Source organism: Tabrizicola flagellatus (assembly GCF_046295235.1).
Taxonomy (GTDB): Bacteria; Pseudomonadota; Alphaproteobacteria; order Rhodobacterales; family Rhodobacteraceae; genus Tabrizicola; species Tabrizicola flagellata_A.
In genome coordinates this window covers 16,120-40,401 of the sequence record NZ_JBKBLV010000034.1, presented here as the reverse complement: position 1 = coordinate 40,401, position 24,282 = coordinate 16,120, and the positions used below count along the sequence as shown (strand labels likewise).

At 68.6% G+C, this 24,282-nt stretch carries 25 protein-coding genes and 1 pseudogene; 12 read left to right on the top strand and 14 right to left on the bottom strand.

The window, feature by feature from the left end:
• From ACK4IU_RS14475 to smpB, 4 genes and pseudogenes are all read right to left on the bottom strand, one after another.
• Positions 1-134: pseudogene (locus ACK4IU_RS14475) on the bottom strand (aromatic amino acid aminotransferase); the annotation flags it as partial.
• Positions 135-197: 63 nt separating this feature from the next.
• Entirely contained in the window at positions 198-1,061 is an 864-nt protein-coding gene (gene sseA, locus ACK4IU_RS14470) for a 3-mercaptopyruvate sulfurtransferase (RefSeq protein WP_409736436.1), read from the bottom strand.
• A 92-nt stretch (positions 1,062-1,153) separates the two neighbouring features.
• Positions 1,154-1,450, bottom strand: a complete 297-nt coding sequence (locus ACK4IU_RS14465; protein ID WP_149589265.1) for a hypothetical protein — start codon at positions 1,448-1,450, stop codon at positions 1,154-1,156.
• Between the two features lie 132 nt (positions 1,451-1,582).
• Positions 1,583-2,062 (bottom strand): SsrA-binding protein SmpB, encoded by a 480-nt coding sequence (gene smpB, locus ACK4IU_RS14460; protein WP_409736433.1) that lies wholly within the window; start codon positions 2,060-2,062, stop codon positions 1,583-1,585.
• Positions 2,063-2,111: 49 nt separating this feature from the next.
• Between smpB and ACK4IU_RS14455 the strand changes: the two genes are divergently transcribed.
• Positions 2,112-2,552, top strand: coding sequence for a potassium channel family protein (locus ACK4IU_RS14455; protein ID WP_409736431.1), 441 nt, complete (start codon positions 2,112-2,114; stop codon positions 2,550-2,552).
• Positions 2,553-2,565: 13 nt separating this feature from the next.
• Here the strand turns inward: ACK4IU_RS14455 and ACK4IU_RS14450 are convergent, their stop codons facing one another.
• Positions 2,566-4,500, bottom strand: a complete 1,935-nt coding sequence (locus tag ACK4IU_RS14450) for a transglycosylase SLT domain-containing protein (protein WP_409736429.1) — start codon at positions 4,498-4,500, stop codon at positions 2,566-2,568.
• Positions 4,501-4,636: 136 nt separating this feature from the next.
• Between ACK4IU_RS14450 and dapA the strand changes: the two genes are divergently transcribed.
• The 3 genes from dapA to ACK4IU_RS14435 all read left to right on the top strand — a co-directional run bounded on the left by dapA (position 4,637) and on the right by ACK4IU_RS14435 (position 7,578).
• Positions 4,637-5,509: a 4-hydroxy-tetrahydrodipicolinate synthase gene (gene dapA, locus ACK4IU_RS14445; protein ID WP_409736427.1), complete on the top strand. Its 873-nt coding sequence runs from the start codon at positions 4,637-4,639 to the stop codon at positions 5,507-5,509.
• Between the two features lie 120 nt (positions 5,510-5,629).
• Positions 5,630-6,658: a trans-3-hydroxy-L-proline dehydratase gene (locus ACK4IU_RS14440; RefSeq protein WP_409736425.1), complete on the top strand. Its 1,029-nt coding sequence runs from the start codon at positions 5,630-5,632 to the stop codon at positions 6,656-6,658.
• 41 nt (positions 6,659-6,699) lie between these two features.
• Positions 6,700-7,578, top strand: a complete 879-nt coding sequence (locus ACK4IU_RS14435) for a DMT family transporter (RefSeq protein ID WP_409736423.1) — start codon at positions 6,700-6,702, stop codon at positions 7,576-7,578.
• 14 nt (positions 7,579-7,592) lie between these two features.
• Here the strand turns inward: ACK4IU_RS14435 and ACK4IU_RS14430 are convergent, their stop codons facing one another.
• From ACK4IU_RS14430 to ACK4IU_RS14400, 7 genes are read right to left on the bottom strand one after another with little or no spacing between them, the layout of a single operon-like run.
• Positions 7,593-8,384, bottom strand: coding sequence for an SDR family NAD(P)-dependent oxidoreductase (locus ACK4IU_RS14430; RefSeq protein ID WP_409736421.1), 792 nt, complete (start codon positions 8,382-8,384; stop codon positions 7,593-7,595).
• The gene (locus ACK4IU_RS14425; RefSeq protein ID WP_409736419.1) at positions 8,381-9,625 is read right to left on the bottom strand and encodes a Tm-1-like ATP-binding domain-containing protein; all 1,245 of its coding nucleotides are present in this window, start codon (positions 9,623-9,625) and stop codon (positions 8,381-8,383) included. Before ACK4IU_RS14425 ends, ACK4IU_RS14430 begins: the two co-directional genes overlap by 4 nt.
• Positions 9,622-10,581 (bottom strand): phosphotransferase enzyme family protein, encoded by a 960-nt coding sequence (locus tag ACK4IU_RS14420; RefSeq protein ID WP_409736417.1) that lies wholly within the window; start codon positions 10,579-10,581, stop codon positions 9,622-9,624. Before ACK4IU_RS14420 ends, ACK4IU_RS14425 begins: the two co-directional genes overlap by 4 nt.
• Positions 10,578-11,855, bottom strand: a complete 1,278-nt coding sequence (locus ACK4IU_RS14415; RefSeq protein ID WP_409736415.1) for an aspartate aminotransferase family protein — start codon at positions 11,853-11,855, stop codon at positions 10,578-10,580. The genes ACK4IU_RS14420 and ACK4IU_RS14415 overlap by 4 nt, the downstream gene beginning before the upstream one ends.
• Complete coding sequence (locus ACK4IU_RS14410; protein WP_409736413.1) at positions 11,848-13,338, bottom strand: tripartite tricarboxylate transporter permease; 1,491 nt, start codon at positions 13,336-13,338, stop codon at positions 11,848-11,850. Before ACK4IU_RS14410 ends, ACK4IU_RS14415 begins: the two co-directional genes overlap by 8 nt.
• 7 nt (positions 13,339-13,345) lie before the next feature.
• The gene (locus ACK4IU_RS14405; RefSeq protein ID WP_409736411.1) at positions 13,346-13,885 is read right to left on the bottom strand and encodes a tripartite tricarboxylate transporter TctB family protein; all 540 of its coding nucleotides are present in this window, start codon (positions 13,883-13,885) and stop codon (positions 13,346-13,348) included.
• Positions 13,886-13,906: 21 nt separating this feature from the next.
• Positions 13,907-14,842, bottom strand: a complete 936-nt coding sequence (locus ACK4IU_RS14400; protein ID WP_409736409.1) for a tripartite tricarboxylate transporter substrate-binding protein — start codon at positions 14,840-14,842, stop codon at positions 13,907-13,909.
• 117 nt (positions 14,843-14,959) lie between these two features.
• Here ACK4IU_RS14400 and ACK4IU_RS14395 point away from each other — a divergent pair, with 117 nt between their 5' ends.
• The 4 genes from ACK4IU_RS14395 (at position 14,960) to ACK4IU_RS14380 (ending at position 19,341) form a co-directional block, all read left to right on the top strand.
• A complete protein-coding gene (locus tag ACK4IU_RS14395) occupies positions 14,960-15,751 on the top strand; it encodes an IclR family transcriptional regulator (RefSeq protein WP_409736407.1) in 792 nt (263 codons plus the stop codon).
• A gap of 106 nt (positions 15,752-15,857) precedes the next feature.
• Positions 15,858-17,339 (top strand): aldehyde dehydrogenase family protein, encoded by a 1,482-nt coding sequence (locus ACK4IU_RS14390; RefSeq protein WP_409736405.1) that lies wholly within the window; start codon positions 15,858-15,860, stop codon positions 17,337-17,339.
• Entirely contained in the window at positions 17,336-17,992 is a 657-nt protein-coding gene (locus tag ACK4IU_RS14385) for an HAD-IA family hydrolase (protein ID WP_409736403.1), read from the top strand. Before ACK4IU_RS14390 ends, ACK4IU_RS14385 begins: the two co-directional genes overlap by 4 nt.
• Positions 17,989-19,341 carry an aminotransferase class III-fold pyridoxal phosphate-dependent enzyme gene (locus tag ACK4IU_RS14380; RefSeq protein WP_409736401.1) on the top strand — a complete coding sequence of 451 codons (1,353 nt, stop codon included), beginning with the start codon at positions 17,989-17,991 and terminating at the stop codon, positions 19,339-19,341. The genes ACK4IU_RS14385 and ACK4IU_RS14380 overlap by 4 nt, the downstream gene beginning before the upstream one ends.
• A 4-nt stretch (positions 19,342-19,345) precedes the next feature.
• Here the strand turns inward: ACK4IU_RS14380 and ACK4IU_RS14375 are convergent, their stop codons facing one another.
• Together ACK4IU_RS14375 and maiA are read right to left on the bottom strand one after the other, a co-directional pair.
• A complete protein-coding gene (locus tag ACK4IU_RS14375) occupies positions 19,346-19,810 on the bottom strand; it encodes a MarR family winged helix-turn-helix transcriptional regulator (RefSeq protein WP_409736399.1) in 465 nt (154 codons plus the stop codon).
• On the bottom strand, positions 19,807-20,469 hold the full coding sequence (gene maiA, locus ACK4IU_RS14370; RefSeq protein ID WP_409736397.1) for a maleylacetoacetate isomerase: 663 nt from the start codon (positions 20,467-20,469) through the stop codon (positions 19,807-19,809). The genes ACK4IU_RS14375 and maiA overlap by 4 nt, the downstream gene beginning before the upstream one ends.
• Before the next feature lie 100 nt (positions 20,470-20,569).
• Here maiA and hmgA point away from each other — a divergent pair, with 100 nt between their 5' ends.
• From hmgA to ACK4IU_RS14350, 4 genes are read left to right on the top strand one after another with little or no spacing between them, the layout of a single operon-like run.
• Positions 20,570-21,931 carry a homogentisate 1,2-dioxygenase gene (hmgA, locus tag ACK4IU_RS14365; protein WP_409736395.1) on the top strand — a complete coding sequence of 454 codons (1,362 nt, stop codon included), beginning with the start codon at positions 20,570-20,572 and terminating at the stop codon, positions 21,929-21,931.
• On the top strand, positions 21,928-22,053 hold the full coding sequence (locus tag ACK4IU_RS14360; RefSeq protein ID WP_409736393.1) for a hypothetical protein: 126 nt from the start codon (positions 21,928-21,930) through the stop codon (positions 22,051-22,053). Before hmgA ends, ACK4IU_RS14360 begins: the two co-directional genes overlap by 4 nt.
• A complete protein-coding gene (fahA, locus tag ACK4IU_RS14355; protein WP_409736391.1) occupies positions 22,053-23,309 on the top strand; it encodes a fumarylacetoacetase in 1,257 nt (418 codons plus the stop codon). The genes ACK4IU_RS14360 and fahA overlap by 1 nt, the downstream gene beginning before the upstream one ends.
• A gap of 3 nt (positions 23,310-23,312) precedes the next feature.
• Positions 23,313-24,263: an MBL fold metallo-hydrolase gene (locus ACK4IU_RS14350; RefSeq protein WP_409736389.1), complete on the top strand. Its 951-nt coding sequence runs from the start codon at positions 23,313-23,315 to the stop codon at positions 24,261-24,263.
• The last annotated feature ends 19 nt before the right edge of the window (positions 24,264-24,282 follow it).

Below are 24,282 nucleotides of genomic sequence, written 5' to 3'. Positions count from 1 at the left end.
ACCGGGGTCAGGCCGGTCGCGTCCTTGTAGACGCCGACGCCGAGGTCGATCTTGGTGGTCCGGGGGTCGTCCCGGAACATGGCGATGAGGGCCAGGATCTTGTCCTGCGGCTGGGGCTGAAGCGTTTCTAGCATGGGCGTTCCCGGAGTTCTGGACGGCAGCCCAGTGCCACAAGCCATTGGCTTCGGCAAGAAGCCTCAGGGGCCGGTCGCCACCTTCAGATCGTCATACATGCCCCATTCCGCCCAGGAGCCGTCGTAGAGCGCATGATTGCGGTGCCCGATGCGTTCCAGCGCCAGCGACAGCACCGCCGCCGTGACGCCAGAGCCGCAACTGGTGATCGCCGGTTTCCGCAGATCCACGCCCGCGGCCTCGAAGATGGACTTCAGATCGGCCGGGGGCTTCATCGTCCCGTCGGGATTCAGGACCTCGGTGAACGGAATGTTCTTCGACCCGGGGATATGCCCCGACCGCAGGCCCGGACGCGGCTCGGGCTCCTCGCCCCGGAAACGGGCGGCAGAGCGGGCATCGAGGATCTCGGCCTCGCCCAGCTTGGCGGCATGGGCGACCTGCGTCACATCCTTCACCAGGTGGTTCTGGCGGGAAACGGTCATGTGCCGGTCGCGGATCACCGGAGGCATGTCCTCGATCTCGCGGCCCTCGGCCTGCCACTTGGGGAAGCCCCCGTCCAGCACCGCCACATCGGTCTTGCCCATCAGGCGGAAGGTCCACCAGACCCGCGCGGCGCTGAAGATGCCGGCGCCGTCATAGACCACGACCTGATGCCCGTCGCCCACGCCCATCGCCCGCAGCCGGCTGATGAACTTCTCGGGCGGGGGGGCCATGTGCGGCAGCGGCGACCGCTGGTCCGAGATCTCGTCGATGTCGAAGAACCGCGCCCCGGGAATGTGGGCCGCGGCGTATTCGGCCCTAGCGTCCCGGTTCTGCGCGGGCAGATACCAGCTTGCGTCGAGGACCCGCAAGTCGGGGTCGCGCAGGTGTCTTGCAAGCCAGTCGGTCGAGACCAGCGTCCTTGGGTCGTCCTGCGGCGATGGGGTCATGAGCGGCCTCCCGAGCGTTCCTCGGGATATACCCATGGCGCAAGGGGCGGTGCAAGCGGCGCGGGGGCGCAGCGGCCCCCGCGCCAGGGCGATTACTTCACCAGGGCCTTCTTCAGGATTCCGATGATCGCCGTCAGCACGGCACCACCGATGCCGCCACCCGCGACCGACTGAATGATGGCGCCGATGTCGAGCCCTTCCATCGCCGCCCCGGCCGCTGCCCCTGCGTCACCGCCGAGCATGCCCATCAGGACGCCGCCAAGCCCGCCACCGACCGCTCCCGCGACCGAGTTGCCTGCCGTCCCCAGGCTGAGGTTCTTCAGCCCGGCACCCGCCGCATTGCCGCCCAGGAGGCCAGCAATGATCTGGATGATCAGTTCCATACCCATGACTCAACCCCTCCCTCTTTCGCCGGTTCCCGCACCGGGTTCGCCCGGCTTTATCCCCGGAATTGCTATCCGGTATGGGGCAGAGTGCCAGAAAGCGGCGAATCCGGCAAGAAATGTGTGATTTGTGCAAGATCAGTCGCGGCTGTTCTGCTTCAGGAGCCGCGCCTTCTGCCGATCCCAGTCGCGCTTGGCGCTGGTCTCGCGCTTGTCGGCAAGCTTCTTGCCCCTGGCGATGCCGAGCTTCAGCTTCACGATGCCACGGTCGTTGAAATACATCTTCATCGGCACGATGGTCATGCCCTCGCGCCCCACCGCGCTCCACAGGCGGCTGAGTTCCTTCTTCGATACCAGCAGCTTGCGCCGCCGCCTTTCCTCGTGCCCGAAGGTCTTGGCCTGCAGGTAGGGCGCGATGTAGCTGTTGATGAGCCAAAGCTCGCCGCCTTCGACCGACGCATAACTTTCCGCGATGTTCGCTCCGCCCTGCCGGAGGCTCTTGACCTCCGATCCGAGCAGCATGATCCCGGCCTCGAGATCGCTTTCGATGTGGTAATCGAACCGCGCGCGCCGGTTCTCGGCGATGAGCCTGGAGTTGGGATCGGACTTTGCCACCATGATCGCGGTGAGATAAGCCTTGCCGAGGGCTTAGTCCAGAAGGGTGAAGATGTTCGCACAGATCGCACTTGGCACGGCGCTGCTTGTCGCCAACCTGATGGTCATGGCGGTCGCGGCCTTGCTGCTTGAGGTCGGCTTCCGCAGGGCGCATCCCTGGTTGCTCTCCGAGCCGCAACGCCCGAAGCTGCTCATCATGCTGATCGGTGTGGGCATGTGGGTGCTGGCCGTGGTGACCGTGGGGGTCTGGAGCTGGGCTGCGACGCTGCACTGGCTTGGAGCTTTCGCAACACGGGAAGAGTCCCTCTATTTCGCGCTGGAGGCCTTCACCACCCTAGGTTTGGGCGATGTGGTGCCGGCGAGGGAGTGGCGCATCCTCGCCGTGATGACGGCGGTCAACGGATTCCTCAGCTTTGGCCTCTTGACCGCGCTGCTGGTCGAGGCGTTGCGGCAGGTGCGGCTGGCGCAGCTGGAAAACCGCCGTCACAGGTGAGCGCCCTTCGGGGTCAGCCCTTCAGCTCCTGTGTGATCCTGACCGGTCCGACCGCGCCCTTCAGCTTGGCGCGGTAGATCACCACGCCTTCCGCCACCCGCATCACATAGGTCCGCGTCTCGGCGAAGGGGATGGTTTCCACCCAGTCCACCACATCCACATCCGGGCGACGGGGATCGCCGAACTCGCCGATCCAGCGCCGGGGGCGGCCAGGACCCGCGTTGTAGCCCGAGGCGATCAGCGCGATCGAGGGTCCGAACTCGGCGGCCATCTCGGCGAGGTAGGCCGCGCCCATGGTCACGTTGTAGGCCGGGTCCGAGATCAGCTTGCCGGCGTCGAACTCCTTGCCGAGCTTGCCCGCCATCAGCTTTGCCGTCCCCGGCAGCACCTGCATCAGCCCGCGCGCGTCGGCCGAGGACCGGGCGGCCGGGTCGAACTCGGATTCCCGCCGCGCGATGGACAGGGCCAGCGCCCGGCTGACCTTCAACCCGTCGGGCACGAAATCCGGGATCGGGTAATAGGCATGCGGCAGGATCAGCCCGCGTTCCGCGCCCGCCTTGGCGACCAGAAGGGCCAGATGCGGGTCGCCCCAGGCCAGCGCCATGTCGGCCATCTGCGCCAGGCCCGTGGTGTCCTGGCTCTCGGCGAGATGCAGCAGGAACCGCTTGGCCAGCGTCCTGTCGCCCGCCTTGCGCAGGATCTCGACAGCGGCAAGCACCGAGGACTGGGTGAAAGTCGCCCCGCGCCAGTTCGGGGCGGCAGGCTGGCGCAACAGTCCTTCGTCCAGCTGAAGCCCCAGCCGTTCTGCGGCCAGCAGACCGTAGAAGGCGGTCTGATGCGCCGCCGCCGCCTGGTAGCTGGCGGTTCCGTCCTTGCCGCCCGCTTCTTGCGCGCGTCCGATCCAGTAATGCGCGCGGGCCAGACTGATCGGGGTCGAAACGCCGGCCAGAAGGTGCCTGAAGTGCCTTTCCGCTGTGGCGGGGTCGTTCAGCCGGCGCAGAGCAATGAAGCCGGACAGGAACTCCAGGTCGGCATAGGCCGAGGCGCCGCTGTCGGTCGGCAGGTGGTGGTTCGCGGCGACCCGGTAGGCCTCTTTCGCGCGGCCCTGCCGCATCAGCCAGCGTGCCAGGAGCGCCCGCCGTTCCGCCCAGGCCTGCGGGCGACCGAGGCTTTCGGCGGACCTGGACCGATCGAGGATCAGCTCGGCCGCCTCGTCGTAGAGGTCCTTCTTCATCCGCCAGACGAAACGGTCATAGGCGAGGCCCGCATCGCCGGCCTTGGCCTTGGGCACCGCCTCGATCAGCCCGGTCACTCCCTTGCTTTCCGACTGGAGGCCCAGGCGGGCGCGGGCCAGCGCCTGAAGGTCGCGCGACACCCGGGGCAGCATGCGCTCGGCCTCTTTCGTGCGGCCTTCCCACAGCAGCGTCTCCAGGCGCAGCTCGTGGACGAAGCCCACGCCCTCTGGTGAAAGGCCGATCATTTCCTTCTCCTGATCGGGCGAGAAGGGCAGGCTGGACCAGGCCCGCATCGCCTCGGTCTCGGCATCCGCCGCGCGGCCCGCTGCGAGAAGCGCACGCACATAGGCGATGGCGCCCTTGCCGGTTTTCGGAGGCCCTGCCTCGAACCAGGCGATCACCCGGTCCGGGTCGGTGGAGCGCGCCACCGCCTCCTCGCCCTTCTCGCGCAGAAGCGCGAGACCGGGCCAGTCCGGGCGGCGTTGCAGGAAGGCCTCGTAGTCGCCCAGCCGCCCCTCACCGGCGCGCAGGCGCTGCCAGTCGATCACGTCGCGCCCGACGCCCGAGGGCGCCACGGCCAGCGCACCGTCGAAATCCTTGCCCGCGGCCAACTCGAGCGCCGTCCGCATCGATTGTGTGGTATCTGCTGCTGTCGGTTGCGCGAGCATGGCCAAGGCCAGTGCCAGCGCCCGGATCGTCTTTTTTCTGCTCATGAGCCCGAATCTGCCTGACACAGGTCCGGTCGACAACCCACGACTGCGTTAGCGGCAAGACTTGGCTTCGCTCCGGCCAGCGGCTAAGACAGGCGCGGTCTGTCCGGGCAATCCCGCCCATCATAGGAGAAGCGTCATGATCAGAGGGTCCCTTCCTGCCCTGGTGACGCCGTTCAAGAACGGCGAGCTGGATCTGGTGACGCTGAAGAAACTGGTGGACTGGCACATCGCCGAAGGCTCGCACGGCCTGGTGCCGGTGGGGACGACGGGCGAAAGCCCGACGCTGAGCCATGCCGAGCATCAGCGGGTGATCGAAGAGGTCGTGGCCGCGGCTGCCGGCCGGGTGCCGGTGATCGCCGGGGCAGGGTCGAACAACACGGTGGAAGGGATCAGCCTGATCCGCCATGCCGAGAAGGTGGGGGCCGATGCGGCGCTGGTCGTCACGCCCTACTACAACAAACCCACCCAGGCCGGCCTGATCGCGCATTTTACCGCGCTGCACGACTGCTGCACCCTGCCGATCATCATCTACAACATCCCCGGCCGGTCGGTCATCGACATGACACCCGATACCATGGGCCAACTGGCGAAACTGCCGCGGATCATCGGGGTCAAGGACGCCACCGGCAAGATCGAGCGCGTCAGCCAGCAGCGCGCCTCTTGCGGCAAGGACTTCATCCAGCTGTCGGGTGAGGACGCGACCGCCCTGGGTTTCAACGCCCATGGCGGGGTCGGCTGCATCAGCGTGACCGCGAACGTCGCCCCGCGTCTGTGTGCCGAGTTCCAGGAAGCGACGCTGCGCGGCGACTATGCCAAGGCGCTGGAGTATCAGGACCGCCTGATGCCGCTGCACGAGGCGATCTTCATCGAGCCGGGGCTGGTAGGTGCCAAGTACGGCTTGTCGCTTCTGGGTCTCTGCTCCGAGGAGGTGCGCCTGCCGCTGGTCGGGCTGACCGATGGCACCAAGGCGAAGATCAAGGCCGCGATGAAGCACGCCGGGCTGATCTGAGACCAAATTCCTTCGAAGGAATTTGCAAATCTTTTCGAAAAGATTCGCGCCCCGGCCGACTTGGCGGGGCGCTTGTCATTTCTGCATCGCCAGCGCACCTTGCCCGCACGGGAGGCCCCAATGCGCACATCGAAGACCATCCACGTCATGTCCGCCCACGCCGAAGGCGAGGTCGGCGACGTGATCGTCGGCGGTGTCGCCCCGCCTTCGGGCGCGACCCTGTGGGAGATGCGCGAGGCGCTTTGGCGCGACCAGACCCTGCGCAATTTCCTTCTGAACGAACCTCGCGGCGGTGTCTTCCGGCACGTCAACCTGCTGGTCCCGCCCAAGGACCCCCGCGCGCAGATGGGCTTCATCATCATGGAGCCCGAGGACAACCCGCCGATGTCCGGCTCGAACTCGATCTGCGTGGCCACGGTGCTTCTGGACGGCGGCATCCTGCCGATGACCGAACCCGTGACCGAACTGGTGCTGGAGGCGCCGGGCGGCCTCGTCAAGGTCCGCGCCGACTGCCGGGACGGCAAGGCCGAGCGGATCCATGTGCGCAACCTGCCCAGCTTTGCCGATCGGCTGGGCGTGCCGCTGGAGGTTCCGGGACTGGGCCGGCTGACGGTGGACGTGGCCTATGGCGGCGACAGTTTCGTCGTGGTGGACGCGGCCGCCCTGGACTTTTCCCTTGCGCCCGAGGAGGCCCATGCCATGGCGAGACTGGGGGTCCAGATCACCCGGGCCGCCGACGAACAGCTGGGCTTCTGCCACCCCGAGAACCCGGACTGGCGGCATTTCTCCTTTTGCCTGTTCGCCGGGCCCCTGACCCGAGTCGCCGACGGCTGGGAGACGCGGCATGCCGTCTCGATCCGGCCGGGCAAGATCGACCGCTCGCCCACCGGGACGGCGGTTTCGGCGCGGCTGGCGATCCTGGCCGCGCGCGGGCAGATCGGGGCGGGAGAGGTCTTGCGCGCGCGCTCGCTGATCGGCGGGCAGTTCGAGGGCCGGATCGTCGGGGCGGCGAAGGTGGGCGATCTTGACGCGATCCTGCCCGAGATTTCGGGCCGCGCCTGGATCACAGGCACGCACCAGCACATGCTGGACCCCGCCGATCCCTGGCCCGAGGGTTATCGGCTGTCCGACACCTGGGGCGCGCGGTGAGGCTCGTCGATCCCTTCGGGAACCTCGCAGCCCCCCGACGAATGCCCGAAGGGCTCGGGGAGGGACGCTTGGCCCTGACCGACAACCAGCGCGGCGCGGCATACATGACCGTCTCGATGGCGGGCTTCGCCGTCGAGGACGTTTTCGTCAAGGCCGCCGCCCAGAGCCTGCCCCTGGGACAGGTCCTGATGTCCATCGGGCTGGCGGGCATGCTGGTCTTTGCCGCCATGGCCGTGCGTCAGGGCGAGGCGGTGCTGCCCGCCGCCTTCCTGTCGCGGCCCATGCTGATCCGCAGCGGGTTCGAGATCACCGGGCGGCTGTTCTATGGCCTGGCGATCACGCTGACCGCGCTGTCCACGACCTCGGCGATCCTGCAAGCCACGCCGCTGGTCGTCGTCGCCGGGGCGGCGCTGGTCTTTGGCGAAAGGGTCGGCCTTTTCCGCTGGCTGGCGGTCATGGTGGGCTTTGCAGGCGTGCTGGTCATCCTGCGGCCGGGAGCGGATTTCTCGGCGCTGTCGCTGCTGGCCGTGATCGGACTTCTGGGCTTTGCCGGGCGGGATCTGGCGACCCGCGCAGCGCCGAAGGGCCTGTCGAACCGCCAGCTTGGCGCGCTTGGCTTTGCCATGCTCGCCGTCGCCGGGGCGATCCTGCTGGCGGTCAGCGGCGGGGCACGGCTGCCGGACCTCGCCGATCTCGCCCGTCTCGCCGCCGGGACCGTCTTCGGCATGGCGGGCTATCACGCCCTGACCTATGCCATGCGGACCGGAGAGGTCTCGGCCGTCACCCCGTTCCGCTATACGCGGCTGCTCTTCGCCATGGGGCTGGCCATGGCCCTGTTCGGCGAACGCCCCGACCTGGCCACCTGGATCGGCGCGGCGCTGGTCGTGGGGTCGGGCGTCTTTGCGCTGACCCGGAGATAACGGGGCTTTCGCCCTCAGCCGAAGGCCAGCGTCGGCACATCGACGATGGTCGAGCCGCCGTCCACCGTCAGCACCGCACCGGTGATCATCGCCGCATCGGAGGAGCAGAGGAAGGCGATCGCCGCCGCCACCTCGTCAGGATGGGCCGGGCGGCCCATGGGCACGTCGCGCGTGACCAGCGCGTAGGCGGCCTCGCGGCTGGCCAGACCCTGCCGGGCGCAAAGCTCGTCCATTTCGGCATCGGCCATCTCGGTCGTGACCCAGCCGGGGCAGACGGCATTGCAGCGCACCCCCTGCCGCCCGAAATCCCGCGCGATGGAGCGGACCAGACCGATCTGGGCGTGCTTGGCGACGGTATAGCCGAAGGCGCCGGCCGGGGCGGCGAGGCTGGCGATCGAGGCCGTGACGGCGATCGCGCCCCGGCGGCGGACCAGCTCCGGCAGCGCCGCGCGCAAGAGGATCACCGCCGTGTCCAGATTGGCCCGGCGCGCGGCGTCCCAGTCGGCGTCCGTCGTCTCGGAGAGAGTGGCAAAGCCGTGCCCGCCGGCATTGGCGACGACGACATCCAGCCCGCCGAACCGCTCGCGGGCAACTGCCACCGCCGTCTCTGCCCCGGCCGGATCGGCGGCGTCGCCCACGCAGACCGCAGCGCCGATCGGGCCAGCGACGGCCTCCAGCTGCGCCTGCCTGCGCCCCATCAGCACGACCCGCGCGCCCTCGCCGGCCAGACGCCGGGCGGTCGCCGCCCCGATTCCGGTGCCGCCGCCCGAGACCAGCGCCACCTTGCCCGCAAAACGCCCGGTCATGCCGCGGCCTTTCCGGGCGGCACGATGCCCGCCGCCACCCAGGCATCCAGTTGCGCCAGCACCGCATCGCAGAAGGCGGCGTCGTTGATGTGGCAGTCGAGCACGGTCAGATCTACCCGCCCGCGCAGGGCGGCCTCGGCGGCCTCGGTGAAGGCGGCCAGACCCTCGGGGTCATGCGCGGCCTCGCCGGGCTTGTCCCATTCCTCGATCCCGCCCTTCGGCAGGAAGACGTGCGTCGGCCCCTTCGCCCCGGCGAGCCTCTCGGCAATCGCAAGGGCCAGGTCGCGGCGTTCCTCGGGGGTGAAGGCCACGCTCTTGATCAGGCGGTTGTGGACGTGGAACGGACGGTCGCGGAACCGTTCGGGAAAGTCCTGCCAGCCGGCGAAGTCCAGGATGTCGGCTGCCCCCGGCGCCACCATCTGCGGCGTGCCGCTGCGGCCCGCGCCGGTCAGCCGGTCGGCCCCGGCGCTGACCAGCGAGCCGCCCTGGGCGTTCACGAACTCCTGCACCGAGAAATCCATCACGCAGGCAAAATGCCCCTCGGCCGCCAGCCGCTCGAAGGCCATGCCGCCCATGCCGGTGGTGTGGAACACCGCGATGTCATAGCCGCGCCGGGTGAGTTCAGGGTGCAGGCGTTTCATGTATTTCAGGCAGGACGAGCCGAGCGAGGTCATCCCGATCAGGGGCCGGTCGAAGGCGGGCGGCTCCACCGCCTGTGCCGCCCCCAGCACCGCCCCCGCCGCCTGGCTGAGCGAGGACCTGCACAGCGGGTTCAGCCCATACAACCCCCCGGCCCAAAGGATGAACTGCACATCCGCCGCCATCCGGTCCGGCGCGATCAGCGGAGAGCCGGCCACCGTCGAGACGATGTATTTCGGCACCCCCAGCGGCAGCGCCTGCGCGCAGTCGAGCGCGAGGTCGGTGCCCATCGTGCCCCCCAGCGCGATCATGCCGTGAAAGCGCCCCGCGTCGTAAAGCCGCCGGGTCAGGGTGGCCGCGCCCGCGCTCATCCGGGCGAAGGCCTCGCCTTCCTCGCCCAGCGCGATCAGGCCCTCGATCGTCTCGCCCGCCGCAGCCGCGACCTCGTGCTTGCCGACATCGACCGGGATCCTCGCCTCGCCGAGGATGCTGACATCCATCGCCAGGACGGCGCCGCCCTGTGCGCGGATCCGGCCGATCAGATAGTCGAGCTCGTCCGCCTTGGTGTCGAACGTGCCGATGACCAGGATGCATTTCGTCATGCCTCGCCTCCCCCCGTGAAAGCCCTGTGGTCCCGTAGCCAGCCCGCGCACAGCGCCCGCGCCTCGGCCACGAAACGCGCGTTGCGCTCGGCCCCGCCCGGCTCGGCCATGCGCGGCACGATCCAGCCGACATAGGTCAGCGCGCGCAGGGCGATGAACAGGTCCAGATGCGACAGGTCAAGCGGCCGCCGCCCCTGATAGCCCGCGATCAGGGCCGCGCTTAAAGATGGATAGTCGGGCTCGTCCATGGATTTGAGCAGGACCGTGGCCAGGTCGAACAGCCGATAGCCGTAACCGCCGTCGTCGAAGTCGATCAGGCGGATCGTGGCGCCGTCCAGCAGCAGGTTCTCCCGCACCAGATCGGCATGGATCAGGCCGAAATCCGGCGCGGCCCCGGCTAGCCTCTCCCGCGCTGCGTCGCGCAGGTGCAGGAACAGGTCGCGGGTGGGGGTGTCGAGCGTCGGGTTGTCCCAGAACCGGCCCCAGACCGGGGCCTCGCCCACCAGCCCCTCGGCGTCCCAGCGGCAGCGGCGAAAGCCGGGCGGCGGCGTCCAGGCGTCGCAGGCCAGGTGCAGGTCCGCGATCCTTGCCCCGAGCGCGTGGAAGGTGCCTGCCCGGTCCGCCAGCTCCAGCGGCCTGCGGCTTTGCCCCATGGGTCGGCCGGGTAGCCAGGCCACGACATCGGCAAAGCCCTCGCCCAGCCGTTCCAGCAGCCGCCCGTGGCGCGAGGGCAGGGGGCGCGGCACCTGCATTCCCGCCCGGTCCAGCGCCGCCAGCCAGTCGAGTTCCGACCGAAGCTCGACCTCGCTGCGATAGCCCGGCCGGCGCAGCCGCAGCGCGTAGGCGCCTTGTGGCGTCTCGACCCGCCACACCCGGTTCTCGCGCCCGGCGACAAAGGTGCAGTCACCGGCCGGAAGGCCCCAGAGCGCCAGCGCCTCGGCCAGGGACCCGCTCATGCCGCCACCGGGGTTTCGGCCAGAATCTCGTCCAGCGTGGCGATCAACAGGTCCAGATGCTCTTCTCCGAAGGGCATCGGCGGGCGGATCTTCAGCGTGTTCCTGTGCCGCCCGAGCTTCGACAGCAGGATCCCGCGCTGGCGCAGCCGGTTCACCACCCGGTCGGCATAGGCCGAGGCCGGGGCCCTGGTCCGCCGGTCCAGCACGAACTCCGCGCCGAACACCATGCCCGATTGCCGCACATCGCCGATCACCGGGTATTTCGCGGCCAGTTCGCCCAGCCGCCGCTGCGCCAGTAGGCCGATGCGGGCGGCATTGGCTTGCAGGTTCCGCTCCTGCAACTCGTCCAGCACCGCCATGGCCGCTGCGCAGGATACAGGATTGCCGCCGAAGGTGTTGAAATAGCGGAAGGCCCCGCGGAACCGCGCCATGATCTCGGCGCTGGTCACCAGGCCCGCGACCGGGTGGCCGTTGCCCATCGGCTTGCCCATCGTCACCACGTCCGGCACCACGCCCTGCCGCTGATGCGCCCAGAAATGGCTGCCCGACCGGCCGAAACCGGACTGCACCTCGTCGCAGATCAGCAGGCCACCCGCGCGGCGCACGGCCTCGGCCGCCGGGCGCAGCCAGCCCTCGGCTAGCGTCGGAAAGCCTTCGTTCAGGAACAGCGGGCAGACGATCAGCGCGGCGAAACCCGCGCCCGAGCGTTCCAGATCGGCGATGGCGGCCTCGACCCCTGCGGCAAAGCGCTGGCCGTCGGGGTCGGGGATGCGATAGCTGTCCGGCGCCTCGACATGGCGCAGATACTGGCCAAGGCCGAAGCCGACCCCGGGCACGTTCGACCGCGACAGATGGCTGACCAGCGCCGTGTTGCCGTGATAGGTCGCGTCGGTGGCCACGATCCCGCGCTTGCCCGTCATCGCCTCGGCCATGCGCAGCGCGATGTCGTTCGCCTCGGACCCGGTGCAGGTCAGGATCGCGGTCTTGAGCGGATCCGCGAAGGTCGCCGTCAGCCGTTCGACATAATCGAGAATGCCTTCGTGCAGATAGCGGGTATGGGTGTTGAGCGTCGCCGCCTGATCGCAGATCGCCCGCACCACGCGCGGGTTGCAATGACCCACATGGGCCACGTTGTTGTAGCAGTCCAGATAACGCCGCCCCTCGGCATCCCAGAGCCAGACGCCCTCGCCCCGCACCAGATGCACCGGGTCGTCGTAGAAGGTGGAAACGTTCGGCCCCAGAAGCGCCCGGCGCCGGGCCATCAGGTCAGTCATGCGAGCCCCCTTCGCGCCGCGCCTTCACCACGGTCCAGACCTGCGCGCCCAGGGCGGCAAGGATCATCAGGAACAGGACAAAGGCGATCGGCCGGTCGATGAAGTCCCACGGCTCCCGCACCCGCGCCATGGCGGTGCGCAGCCGGTCCTCCATCAGCTTGCCCAGCACGATGCCCAGGATGATCGGCGAGGTCGGCAGCTCCAGCCGTTTCAGGACAAAGCCGAACAGCCCGAAGGCCGAAGCGATGGCGATGTCGGTCAGCGAATTGCGCAGCGTGTAGATGCCGATCAGGCTGAAGGTCAGGATCATCATCCCCAGGAACCGGCTGGGGATCAGCATGACCTTCATCAGCGTCCGGGTGGCGAAGAACAGGAACACCACGACGATGACGTTCAGAAGGAACAGGCTGATGTAGAGCGCATAGATGAAATCCATCTGCTCGGCGAACAGCCGCGGCCCCGGCACCACGTTGTGCACATAGAACACCGCCAGCATCATCGCCGTCAGTTCCTCGCCCGGGATGCCCAGGGCCAGAAGCGGGATCATTGCCGCCGCCGGCACCGAGTTGTTTGCGGCCTCGGAGGCGACGATGCCTTCCGGATTGCCCTTTCCGAACAGTTCGGGCGTCTTCGACGTGCGCTGGGCATAGCTGTAGGACATGAATTGCGACATGAACTCGCCCACGCCGGGGATCATGCCGCAGACCACGCCCAGCGAGGAGGCGACGGTGGCGATGCGCCGATAGACCCACAGTTCGCGCATCTGCCGGAAGAACCCGGTCTTTTCGACCCTTGGTAGATCGACGGGCTTGTCCAGGCCTATCAGCAGCACCAGCGCCTGGCTGATCGCGAACAGGCCCAGGACCACCACGATCAGATCGACGCCGGATTGCAGCCATGACAGGCCGAAGGTGTAGCGCTGGGTATAGGCCGAGGGCTCGATCCCGATGGTGGCAAGGAAGATGCCCAGACAGGCCAGGATCGCCGCCGGCAGCACCTGGCCGCGATGGGTGACGACGACCAGCACGATGCCCAGAAAGGCGGCGAGGAAGATCTCGCGCGCGCCGAACAGGGGGGCGACCTTCGCCAGCACCGGCGCCAGCAGCATCAGCGCCAGGATCGAGACCACCGCGCCGTAGAACGAGGCCGAATAGGCCAGGCTCAGCGCCCGGCGCGACTCGCCGCGTTTCGTCATCGGATAGCCGTCATAGGTGGTCAGCGCGTTGACCGGCGTGCCGGGTGTGTTGACCAGGATCGCCGGGATCGCGCCGCCGAACATCGACGAGCCGTAGATCCCGAGGAGGAGCGTCAGCCCGACGATGGGCTCCAGCGAAAAGGTGACGGGCAGGACGATGGCGATGGCCACCGCCGCCCCGACGCCGGGCATGGCGCCGACCAGCACGCCGCCGATCGATCCGACCAGAAGGGCGGCGATCACGTCCCAGCGGGCGAGCAGTTCGAGACCGGAAAGGAAGCTGTCCATCGGCCCCTCAGAAATACCGCATCAGCAGGTAGCGCAGGCCCTCGGGCGCATGGTCGTAGATCGCGCCCGAGGGGATCTTCACGTTCATCCCGGTCTTGAAGACCAGGACGACGAGCAGGCCGAAAGCGGCTGCAATCCAGACCGCCCGCCCGCGATAGCCGGTGCGCAGGGCAAGCCCGGTGCAGAAGGCCAGCGTCGCGGCCAGATAGCCGATCACCGGGATCGCCAGGACATAGAGCATGTACCAGCCGATGAACTCCAGCGACCGAAGCCAGACCGCGGCTTCCTGCCAACGGCCCGGCGTGCGGGGCACGCGCAGCCGCGTGAGCGCGTTCAAGAGGCCGAACAGCACCACCCCGCCGAGCGAAACCGCCGGCCAGAAGCGCGGCTGCGCCGCCAGCCCCTTGCCCGGCAGCCATGTCGTCTGCCAGGGCAGCGCCGCCAGAAGCGCCACGGCCACCGTCATCGTGATCGTGACGAACAGCATCTCTCCCGGCCGGCGGCCGTGGGGAAAGACATGCGGCTGATCCTCGGGCCCCTCGCGCATCCGGCCGGCCTTTCCTCGGGCCTATTCGCCCAGCATCGCGGCGATGCGACCCGACACCTCGATGTCCGAGGCGATGCGCGCCTTTGCCTCCTCGGCATCCATCCAGTAGACGATCGCACCCGTCTGCGCCGCCAGCTCCTGCGCGCGGGCCGACGCCATGGTCTCCTTCGCCGAAGCGATGATCTTCTCGCGCACGTCGGCCGGCGTGTCCTTGTGGACGAACAGCCCGTTCCACAGCGAGATGTTAAGGTCCGGCGCGACCGAGGCCAGCGTCGGCGCATCCGGCACGACCGAGATCGGCCCGTCGGTCACCGTGGCCAGGATCTTCACGCTGTCGAGGCAGGGCAGCATCTGCTGGATCGTGGTGTTGATCACGTCGAAATCGCCCGAGGCCAGCGAGTTGCAGTCCAGCGCCCCGGCCGAGGCCTCGCCGCCCCATTCGAAGCCCAGTTCCTTGGCGGCGGCGAAGGTGGCCTGCGTCGGCAACAGGAAGGCGCCGAAATGGCCCAGGAGCTGCGGCTCGGTCTTCGAGTGTTCGGCCAGTTCCGCCATGGTCGAATAGGGCTTGTCGGCCGAGGTGGCGATCACGAAGGGATAGGTCAGGAAGATGCCCAGCGGCTCGAACGGGTCGGGGTTAAGGCCGGGCACGCCGACCTCGGGACCGACCACGGGGATATCCACCACGAAGGAGCCGATGGTGTAGCCGTCGGCCGGAGCGGCGGCGACTTCGGCCGCGCCGGGGAAGGGGCCGCCTTCGGACGGCTTGTTCACCACCGCCGCCGCGACCCCGTATTTCGCCTGGAAGTCCTCGGCGATCATGCGGGTCAGCACGTCCTCAAGGTCGCCGGGCGGGAAGGGCACGACAAAGCTGACGGGCCGGTCGGGGTATTCGGCCAGGGCCGGACCGGCGACGCCCGCGGCAAGCAGGGCAAAGAGGGCAGAGGTGAACTTCGGCATTGACGACCTCCCATCGGTTCATTATTATCAATGATGGTTCAAATATAGCTCGGCATCCACGGTTGCGTCAACGTTTTTGCCGTCGGGCCGGTCGGCCGGGGCGCCTTCGGGGGGATCATGTCAAGCACGGTTGCAAAGGCCCTGTCCCTGCTGGACTACTTTTCGGACTCCGAACCCGAGATCGGCCTGTCCGAACTTGCGCGCCGTTCGGGCGTGGACAAGGCGACGGTGCACCGGATGCTTTCGGTGATGTGCGACCACGGCCTGCTGGAAAAGCGCGGCGATGCGCGGCTTTACCGGCTGGGGGCGGGGGTGCTGCGCCTGGCGCGGGTGCGCGAGACCGCCTTTCCGGTCTCTGCCGTGTTCCAGCAGTCGCTCGACGCGTTGTCGGCGCAGATCGGCGAGACGGCGCATGCCTCGCTGGTTTCGGGCCGGGCGCTGGCCACCATCGGAGTCAGCGAGGCCAGCCGGGGCAGCCGCGTCTCGCTGGTGGCGGGCGAGATCCTGCCGTTCCACAGCACTGCCTCCGGCCTTGCGGTGCTGGCCTTTTCGCGTCCCGAGGTCGTGGACCGCGTGCTGGCCGAGCCGCTGACGGCGCGGACCTCGCGCACGCCGACCGATCCGGACGTGATCCGCGCCCGGCTGCAAGAGGTGCGCCTGACCGGCTATGCCGAGGCCGACCAGACCAACGAGGATGATGTCTATGGCATCGCCATGCCGGTCTTCGATACCGACGGCACCCCGGCCGGGGCGGTCGCTGTCGCCGTGCCGGCCCACCGGATGACGAACGATCTGCGCCGCCAGATCATCACTGCGCTTTTCGCCGAATCCGGCAAGCTGACCGCCGGCATCGGCGGCCACCCCTCGGCCGAGTTCCGCGCTGCCGCAAGCCGCTTTGCCTCCGCCTGACCGGCTGTCGGTTTCCTGAGACCCTCGGGCGCTGCGAGATTGCCGGATTGACCGGCATCGGCAAACGGCGCATCATATGAACCGCTGGTGTAAATAACGAACCGATATGACCCAAGCCGAGATCGACCGCCTGCGTGTCCTGCCCGTGGAGCCCGCCCTGCATGTCGTGGACGGCCGCCGGGTCGCTGCCTCGGACGGGGGCACGATGCCCGTCGTCTCGCCCATCGACGGCCGGCAGCTGACCACCTGCGCCCGGGGCACGCGGGCCGATGCCGAGGCCGCCATCGACGCCGCGCGCCGGGCCTTCGACGATGGCCGCTGGTCGGGCATGGCCCCCGCCGCGCGCAAGAAGGTGCTGCTGAGATGGGCCGATCTGATCGAGGCCCGGGCGCTGGAACTCGCCGTCCTCGGCGTGCGCGAGAACGGGACCGAGATCGGAATGGCGCTGAAGGCCGAACCAGCTTCGGCCGTAGCCACCTTGCGCTATTACGCGGAAGCCATCGACAAGCTGGCGGGAGAGATCGCGCCGACCGATCCCGCCTTCCTGGGCCTTGTCCACCGCGAACCGGTGGGCGTGGTGGGTGCCATCGTGCCCTGGAACTTCCCGCTGATGATCGGCGCCTGGAAATTCGCCCCGGCGCTGGCTGCCGGCTGCACGATGGTGCTGAAACCGGCCGAGACCGCCTGTCTGACGCTGCTGCGCATCGCGGAACTGGGCATCGAGGCCGGCCTGCCCCCCGGCGTCTTCAACGTCGTCACCGGCGAGGGCGCGGTGGTCGGCGCGGCGATTGCCGGGTCGATGCAGGTGGATGTGCTGGTCTTCACCGGCTCGGGCGCCACGGGGCGGCGGCTGATGGAGGCCTCGGCGCGGTCGAACCTGAAGCGGGTCTATCTGGAACTGGGCGGCAAGTCGCCGAATGTGGTGTTTGCCGATGCCCCGGACCTGGACGAGGCGGCGAAGGTCGCGGCCCACGGCATCTTCCGCAACTCGGGCCAGGTCTGCATCGCCGGCTCGCGCCTTCTCGTGGAGCGCAGCATCCATGCGGCCTTTGTCGAGAAGCTCGCCGCCCATGCCGCCGCGATGAAGGTGGGCGACCCATTGGACCTCGCCACCCAGGCCGGCGCGGTGAACTCGGATCGCCAGCTGCGCCAGAACCTCGCCTTCGTCGAGGAGGCGCGGGCGGCCGGCCGGCAGGTGATCGGCGGCGCGCGGATCCTGGAAGGCACGGGCGGCTTCTACATGTCCCCCGCCATCGTTGCCGATGCCGCGCCCGAAGACCGCGTGTTCCGGCACGAGGTCTTCGGCCCGGTCGTCACCGTCACCCCCTTCGACACCGAGGCCGAGGCGGTGGCGCTGGCCAATGGCACCGACTACGGCCTGGCCGCCGCCGTCTGGACCGCGAATCTGTCGCGCGCGCATCGCATGGTCCGGGCGATCCGCGCAGGGCTGGTGCATGTCAACACCTACGGCGGGTCCGACCTGACCGTGCCGCTGGGCGGGGTCGGCCAGTCCGGCAACGGGCACGACAAGTCGCTGCATGCCCTCGACAAGTTCCTGAACCTCAAGACCGCCTGGGTGAAGCTGTGAACCGCGCCCTCGTCCTCGACTTCGGCGGGGTGATCTCGAAGACGCTGTTTGAAACCCATGCACTCTCCGAGGCCGCGCTGGGCCTGCCCCCCGGCGCGTTGACCTGGCGGGGGCCCTTCGATCCGGCCTCGGACGCGCCGTGGCGGGCGATGCAGGCGGGCGAGATGACGGAACGCGACTACTGGGCGCTACGCATGCGCGAAACGGGCGCGCTGGTGGGCGAGGCCTGGTCCGAATTTCCCCAGTTCGTCGGCCGGGTCCGGGGCGCGGACCCGGCGGCGGTGATCCGGCCCGAGGCGCTGGCGGCAATCGCAGAGGCAAGGGCCGCGGGGCACCGGCTGGCGATCCTCTCGAACGAACTCGACCTCTTCTACGGCGCCGACTTCCGGGCGAAGCTGCCCTTCCTTGCCGATTTCGACCTGATCGTGGACGCCACCCATACCGGCATCCTGAAACCCGACCCCCGCGCCTTCCTCATGGTCACCGAGGGTCTGGGCCTGCCGCCCGCGGCCTGCGTCTTCGTGGACGACCAGGCGAGGAACCTGAAGGGCGCCGAGGCCGTCGGCATGCCCTTCGTCCATTTCGATGTCACCCGCCCCGGCGACGGCTACGCCCGCGCGCTTGCGCTTCTGGAACAGGAGACCGCCCGATGAAGGATTCCAACTTCCTCAAGGAACACAACGCCCGGCACCTCTGGCACCCGATGGCGCATCCGGCCGACAGCCTGGCCAACCCGCCCGACATCATCTGCGAGGCGGAAGGGGTCGAGATCATCGACGTGGACGGCTACCGCACCATCGACGCGGTGGGGGGGCTGTGGAACGTCAACCTCGGCTATTCCTGCCAGCCGGTGAAGGACGCGATCACAGCGCAGCTGAACCGGCTGCCCTACTACTCGATCTTCCGCGGCACCACGAACGACAACGTCATCGAACTGGCCGAAATGCTGGCCGCCTTCTTCGCCCCCGACGGGCTGTCCCGCGCCTTCTACACTAGCGGTGGGTCGGACGGGGTGGAGGTCGCGCTGCGGCTGGCGCGGCAGTATCACAAGATCCGGGGCGAGGGCGGGCGGGTCAAGTTCCTCAGTCTCAAGAAGGGCTATCACGGCACGCATACCCTGGGCGCCTCGGTCAACGGCAACGCCAATTTCCGCACCCAGTATGAACCCCTGATGCCGGGCTGCTTCCACACGCCCGCGCCCTACACCTACCGCAATCCGTTCAACGAGACCGACCCGGCGCGGCTGGCGCAGCTCTGCCTTGCCGCGATCGAGGACGAGATTAGGTTCCAGGACGCCTCCACCATCGCCGCCTTCATCATGGAGCCGGTCCTCGGCGCGGGCGGGGTGATCCCGCCGCACGAAAGCTTCATGCCGGGGGTGCGGGCGCTGTGCTCGAAATACGGGATCCTGCTGATCGCCGACGAGGTCATCACCGCCTTCGGCCGCACCAGCGGCTGGACGGGCTCGCGCCACTGGGGGGTGCAGCCGGACCTTCTGGTTTCGGCCAAGGCGATCACCAACGGCTATTTCCCCTTCGGCGCGGTGATGATCTCGGAAGCCGTGGCCGAGGTGTTCGAGAAAGACACCAGCGGCAAGGGGGCGATCGGTTCGGGCTACACCTATTCCGGCCACCCGGTCGGCGCCGCCGCCGCCATCGCCTGCCTGAAGGAAACCGAGCGGTTGCAGATCCACCGCAACGCCGCCGCCCGGGGCGCGCAGCTGTTCGCCGGGCTTCAGGCGCTGATGGCGAGGCACACGGTGATCGGCGACGTGCGCGGCGGGCACGGGCTGATGTGCGCGCTGGAACTGGTCTCGGACCGCGCCACCAAGGCGCCCATCGACAAGAAGGTCATCGCCAGGGTGCATCGCGCCACCTACGAGGCTGGGGTGATGATCCGCGTCTCGGGCAACAACATCATCCTGTCCCCGCCCCTGGTGGTGTCCGAGGCCGATGTGTCGAAGATCCTCTCGGCGCTAGAGGCCGGGTTCTCGGCGCTGTAGGGCTTCAGTCCCCTGCCGCCTCGCCGGGCGGGGCGGCCTCGGCCAGCCGACGCAGCAGCGCGACCAGCTGCCCCGCATCGGCCTCGCCCAGCAGCGCGCGCAACTGGCGGTCGAAGGCGAGCGCAAGCCTGCCCAGATCGGCAAAGACCACCCGACCCCTGTCGGTCAGCGACAGAAGCTCGGCCCGGCCATCGGTCGGGCTTTGCGCGCGGGCCAGCATCCCGGCCTGTTCCAGCGCAGCCACGGCGCGGCTGACCTTGGTCTTCTCGATATGGCTGATCGCGCAGATGTCGCGCGCGGTCATCGCGCCGAACTTGCCCAGGTTGGCCAGCACCCGCCATTGCGTGCGGGTAAAGCCGTAGCGGTCGCGGTAGGCGGCCTGAAACCCGCGCGAGGTCGCCTCGGCCGCCTGGTTCAGGAGGTAGGGCAGGAAATCCTGCAAATCGAAATCGCCGGTCGGGTCGGTCATGCCGGGGGCCTCGCCCGGTCGGGATGCGCGGCCTGGAAGGCGGGCAGGGGCTCCAGCGCCGCGGCAATGGCGGCGATGCGCGGAAAGGGGGCAAGGTCCACCCCCCAGCGACGGGCGTTGTAGACCTGCGGCAGCAGGCAGATGTCGGCCAGCGTCACCGCATCGCCCCGGCAGAACCGCCCGAAGGGCGCGCGCTGAAACAGCCCCTCCAGCCCCGCAAGGCCAAGGGGAATGAAATGCTGCATCCAGCCCTCCATCGTTGCCCCGAGGCTGACGGCATGCTGCGCCACGCGCAGGTTGCAGACCGGATGAGTGTCCATCGCCACGGCATAGGCCATCGCCCGCACCTCGGCCCGCCCAGCCGCATCCCCGGGCAGCCAGCCCGCGCCCCGCGTCTCGTCCAGATATTCCAGGATCGCCAGCGACTGCGTCAGGCGGATCCCGTCGATCTCCAGCGTCGGCACCAGGCCCTGCGGGTTCAGCGCCAGGTTCTCCGGCCCCGTCTGCTCTCCCGCCGTCAGATCCACCGGGATCGAGCGGAACGGCAGGCCCAGCAGGTGCAGCCCGATCCGCACCCGGTAGGCGGCCGAGGACCGCCAGTAATCATGAAGCACCGTCTCGGGCATCGCCTCTCCAGTTCGTTGCAGATGCAACTTCATGTTGACTTGGTTGCATTAGCAACTATACAAGACCAAAAGCACCGCCCGGGCAAGGGCGGATCCGATCCCCGACCCTCTGCCCCGACCTCAGGAGGTGCCGATGACCAGCCATTCCCTTCCCAAGGGCATGATCCGCGCCGCGTCCATCGCCGGCCCGCACGAAGGCTACATGCCGGGCTTCGGCAACGATTTCGAGACCGAGGCCCTGCCGGGCGCCCTGCCGCAGGGCATGAACAGCCCGCAGAAATGCAATTACAGGCTTTACGGCGAGCAGCTGTCCGGCACCGCCTTCACCGCGCCCAGCCACCAGAACGAACGCACCTGGTGCTACCGCATCCGCCCCTCGGTCAAGCACACGCACCGCTTCCGCAAGATCCAGGTGCCGCTCTGGCGCTCGGCCCCCTGCATCGACCCCGACATCATCAGCCTCGGCCAGTATCGCTGGGATCCCGTCCCCGTCCCGGCGGAACCCCTGACATGGATCACCGGCATGCGCACCATGACCACGGCGGGGGATGTGAACACCCAGACCGGCATGGCCAGCCACATGTATCTGGTCAACTCGTCGATGCGGGACGAATACTTCTTCTCGGCCGATGGCGAGCTGCTCGTCGTCCCGCAGGAGGGCCGGCTGCGCTTCTGCACCGAGCTTGGCATCATCGACCTCGAGCCGCGCGAGATCGCCATCCTGCCGCGCGGGCTCGTCTATCGGGTCGAGGTGCTGGAAGGCCCCGCCCGCGGCTTCGTCTGCGAGAACTACGGCCAGAAGTTCCAGCTGCCGGGCCGTGGCCCGATCGGGGCGAACTGCATGGCCAACCGGCGCGACTTCAAGACGCCCGTCGCCGCCTTCGAGGACCGCGAGGCGCCTTCGACCGTCACCGTCAAGTGGTGCGGCCAGTTCCATGTGACCGAGATCGGCCACTCGCCGCTGGACGTGGTGGCCTGGCACGGCAACTATGCGCCCTGCAAATACGACCTGCGCACCTATTGCCCGGTCGGCGCGATCCTCTTCGACCATCCCGACCCGTCGATCTTCACCGTGCTCACCGCGCCTTCGGGCGTCGAGGGGACCGCGAACATCGACTTCGTCCTGTTCCGCGAACGCTGGATGGTGGCCGAAAACACCTTCCGCCCACCGTGGTACCACAGGAACGTCATGTCGGAGCTGATGGGCAACATCTACGGCATCTACGACGCCAAGCCCAAGGGCTTCGTCCCCGGCGGCATGAGCCTGCACAACTGCATGCTGCCGCACGGGCCGGACAAGCAGGCCTTCGAGGGCGCCTCGAACGCGGACCTCAAGCCCGAGAAGCTGGACGACACCATGTCCTTCATGTTCGAGACCCGTTTCCCGCAGCACCTGACCCCCTGGGCCGCGACCGCCGGCCATCTGCAGGAGGATTACATCGACTGCTGGGGCAGCCTCGAGAAGAAGTTCGACGGCACGCCGGGGGTGAAATGACACTGGCCTTCACCCTGGTCATGGGTGCGGTCATCGCCGGGCTGATCCTCTGGGGGTTCAGGCTGGCCGGATCCATCGAGCGCGGCCTGACCCGGCCCGACGAGGAAGAGGACGGCGACTGATGCCCCTGATCCGTTCCTGGCTTGCCAGCGCCAATGCGCCGGATTGCCCATTTCCGCTGAACAACCTGCCCTGCGGCGTCTTTTCGCGCAAAGGCGAGGAGCCGCGCTGCGGTGTCGCCATCGGCGACCGGGTGCTGGATGTCGCGGGGCTGGAGGAGGCGGGGCTTCTGCACCTGCCCGGCGGCCCCTGGCTCGACGTGCCGTTCTGGAACGACCTGATGGAGGCCGGGCCCGAGGTCTGGGCCGCCCTCCGCGCCAGGCTGACCGCGGTCCTGTCGGACGGTGCGGCAGAGCGCGAGGCCGTGCAGCCCTTCCTGCATCCGCTGGCGGACGTGACGCTGCACATGCCCTTCCTCGTCAGCGAATACACCGATTTCTACGCGGGTCGCTATCACGCCTTCAACGTGGGCAGCATGTTCCGCGGGCCCGAGAACGCCCTGCCGCCGAACTGGCTGCACATCCCGATCGGCTACAACGGGCGGGCCTCCTCGGTGGTGGTGTCGGGCACGCCGGTCCGCCGGCCCTGGGGGCAGGTGAAGGGACCCGATCACGCCATGCCCGCCTTCCAGCCCTCGCGCCGGTTCGACTTCGAACTGGAACTGGGCGCGGTCGTGGGCCTGCCCTCTTCCGGGCCGGTCACGGTGGCCGAAGCTGACGCGATGATCTTCGGCTATGTCCTTCTCAACGACTGGTCGGCGCGCGACATCCAGGCCTGGGAATACCAGCCGCTCGGCCCCTTCCAGGCCAAGGCGACGGCGACCACGATCAGCCCCTGGGTCGTCATGAAGGCTGCGCTGGAGCCCTTCCGCGTCCCCACCCCGCCGCGCGAGGTGCCGCTTCTGCCCTACCTGGCCGAGCCTGGGCCGATGCTCTACGACATCGCGCTCGAGGTCGCGCTGGCCCCCGAGGGCGGGCCGGAGACCGTCATCTCCCGCACCAACTACCGCGAGATGTACTATTCCGCCGCCCAGCAGCTGGCGCATCACACGACCTCGGGCTGCCCGATGAACGCGGGCGATCTCCTCGGGTCCGGCACGATCTCAGGTCCGACCCCCGACAGCCGCGGAAGCTTGCTGGAGTTGAGCTGGGGCGGCAAGGAACCGGTCGCCATCGCCGGCGGCAGCCGCAGCTTCATCGAGGACAACGACACCCTCACGCTGCGCGGCCAGGCCCGGGGCGACGGCTACACCATCGGCTTCGGCGACTGCACCGGCAAGGTGCTGGCCGCGCTGGCCGAGCCCTACGCAAGGAGCTGACCCATGGCCAAGGCCTTCGCATCGCAGGGCGACCTGACCGAGAAGAAGATCAGCTTCACCGAGATCGGCGAAGGCCTTTACGCCTTCACCGCCGAGGGCGACCCGAATTCCGGCGTCATCATCGGCTGCGACTCCGTGATGGTGGTCGAGGCGCAGGCGACCCCGCGCCTTGCGCAGAAGGTGATCGACTGCATCCGGACCGTCACCGACAAGCCGATCAGCCATGTGGTCCTGACACATTACCACGCGGTGCGCGTCCTCGGCGCCTCGGCCTTCAGGGCGCCGCAGATCATCATGTCCGAAGCCGCCCGCAACATGGTGGCCGAGCGGGGGCAAGAGGACTGGGACAGCGAATTCCAGCGGTTCCCGCGCCTGTTCCAGGGGCACGAGTCGATCCCCGGCCTGACCTGGCCCACGACGACCTTCAACGGAAAGATGACCGTCTGGCTCGGCCGGCGGCGGGTGGACATCCTCCAGCTTGGCCGGGCGCACACGGCGGGGGATGCGGTGATCCATGTGCCGGACCAGAACGTGATGTTCACCGGCGACATCGTCGAGGCCCATTCCGCCTGCTACTGCGGCGACGGCCATTTCGCCGACTGGGGCCCGACGCTCGAGGCGATCCGGGCCTACGACCTCGACGCCATCGCGCCGGGCCGGGGCGACGCGGTGGTGGGGCACGCGGCGGTGAACGGGGCGCTGGACCGGACGAAGGACTTCGTGGAGTCGACCTACAAGCCGGTCTCCCGCGTCGCCGCGCGCAACGGGACGCTGAAAGAGGCCTGGGATGCCTGTCGCGCCGAATGCGACCCGAAGTTCAAGGACTACGCGATCTACGAGCACTGCCTGCCCTTCAACGTCGCCCGCGCCTATGACGAGGCGCGCGGCATCCATCACCCCCGGATCTGGACCGCCCAGCGCGATCTGGAAATGTGGGCGGCCTTGCAGGGCTGAATGGGCAAACGGGGGAAGC

What these genes read in the sequence shown, in the direction of transcription:
- sseA (WP_409736436.1), bottom strand. Translation starts at nt 1,061, where the DNA reads ATGACCCCATCGCCGCAGGACGACCCAAGGACGCTGGTCTCGACCGAC.
- ACK4IU_RS14465 (WP_149589265.1), bottom strand. Translation starts at nt 1,450, where the DNA reads ATGGGTATGGAACTGATCATCCAGATCATTGCTGGCCTCCTGGGCGGC.
- smpB (WP_409736433.1), bottom strand. Translation starts at nt 2,062, where the DNA reads ATGGTGGCAAAGTCCGATCCCAACTCCAGGCTCATCGCCGAGAACCGG.
- ACK4IU_RS14455 (WP_409736431.1), top strand. Translation starts at nt 2,112, where the DNA reads ATGTTCGCACAGATCGCACTTGGCACGGCGCTGCTTGTCGCCAACCTG.
- ACK4IU_RS14450 (WP_409736429.1), bottom strand. Translation starts at nt 4,500, where the DNA reads ATGAGCAGAAAAAAGACGATCCGGGCGCTGGCACTGGCCTTGGCCATG.
- dapA (WP_409736427.1), top strand. Translation starts at nt 4,637, where the DNA reads ATGATCAGAGGGTCCCTTCCTGCCCTGGTGACGCCGTTCAAGAACGGC.
- ACK4IU_RS14440 (WP_409736425.1), top strand. Translation starts at nt 5,630, where the DNA reads ATGCGCACATCGAAGACCATCCACGTCATGTCCGCCCACGCCGAAGGC.
- ACK4IU_RS14435 (WP_409736423.1), top strand. Translation starts at nt 6,700, where the DNA reads ATGCCCGAAGGGCTCGGGGAGGGACGCTTGGCCCTGACCGACAACCAG.
- ACK4IU_RS14430 (WP_409736421.1), bottom strand. Translation starts at nt 8,384, where the DNA reads ATGACCGGGCGTTTTGCGGGCAAGGTGGCGCTGGTCTCGGGCGGCGGC.
- ACK4IU_RS14425 (WP_409736419.1), bottom strand. Translation starts at nt 9,625, where the DNA reads ATGACGAAATGCATCCTGGTCATCGGCACGTTCGACACCAAGGCGGAC.
- ACK4IU_RS14420 (WP_409736417.1), bottom strand. Translation starts at nt 10,581, where the DNA reads ATGAGCGGGTCCCTGGCCGAGGCGCTGGCGCTCTGGGGCCTTCCGGCC.
- ACK4IU_RS14415 (WP_409736415.1), bottom strand. Translation starts at nt 11,855, where the DNA reads ATGACTGACCTGATGGCCCGGCGCCGGGCGCTTCTGGGGCCGAACGTT.
- ACK4IU_RS14410 (WP_409736413.1), bottom strand. Translation starts at nt 13,338, where the DNA reads ATGGACAGCTTCCTTTCCGGTCTCGAACTGCTCGCCCGCTGGGACGTG.
- ACK4IU_RS14405 (WP_409736411.1), bottom strand. Translation starts at nt 13,885, where the DNA reads ATGCGCGAGGGGCCCGAGGATCAGCCGCATGTCTTTCCCCACGGCCGC.
- ACK4IU_RS14400 (WP_409736409.1), bottom strand. Translation starts at nt 14,842, where the DNA reads ATGCCGAAGTTCACCTCTGCCCTCTTTGCCCTGCTTGCCGCGGGCGTC.
- ACK4IU_RS14395 (WP_409736407.1), top strand. Translation starts at nt 14,960, where the DNA reads ATGTCAAGCACGGTTGCAAAGGCCCTGTCCCTGCTGGACTACTTTTCG.
- ACK4IU_RS14390 (WP_409736405.1), top strand. Translation starts at nt 15,858, where the DNA reads ATGACCCAAGCCGAGATCGACCGCCTGCGTGTCCTGCCCGTGGAGCCC.
- ACK4IU_RS14380 (WP_409736401.1), top strand. Translation starts at nt 17,989, where the DNA reads ATGAAGGATTCCAACTTCCTCAAGGAACACAACGCCCGGCACCTCTGG.
- ACK4IU_RS14375 (WP_409736399.1), bottom strand. Translation starts at nt 19,810, where the DNA reads ATGACCGACCCGACCGGCGATTTCGATTTGCAGGATTTCCTGCCCTAC.
- maiA (WP_409736397.1), bottom strand. Translation starts at nt 20,469, where the DNA reads ATGAAGTTGCATCTGCAACGAACTGGAGAGGCGATGCCCGAGACGGTG.
- hmgA (WP_409736395.1), top strand. Translation starts at nt 20,570, where the DNA reads ATGACCAGCCATTCCCTTCCCAAGGGCATGATCCGCGCCGCGTCCATC.
- ACK4IU_RS14360 (WP_409736393.1), top strand. Translation starts at nt 21,928, where the DNA reads ATGACACTGGCCTTCACCCTGGTCATGGGTGCGGTCATCGCCGGGCTG.
- fahA (WP_409736391.1), top strand. Translation starts at nt 22,053, where the DNA reads ATGCCCCTGATCCGTTCCTGGCTTGCCAGCGCCAATGCGCCGGATTGC.
- ACK4IU_RS14350 (WP_409736389.1), top strand. Translation starts at nt 23,313, where the DNA reads ATGGCCAAGGCCTTCGCATCGCAGGGCGACCTGACCGAGAAGAAGATC.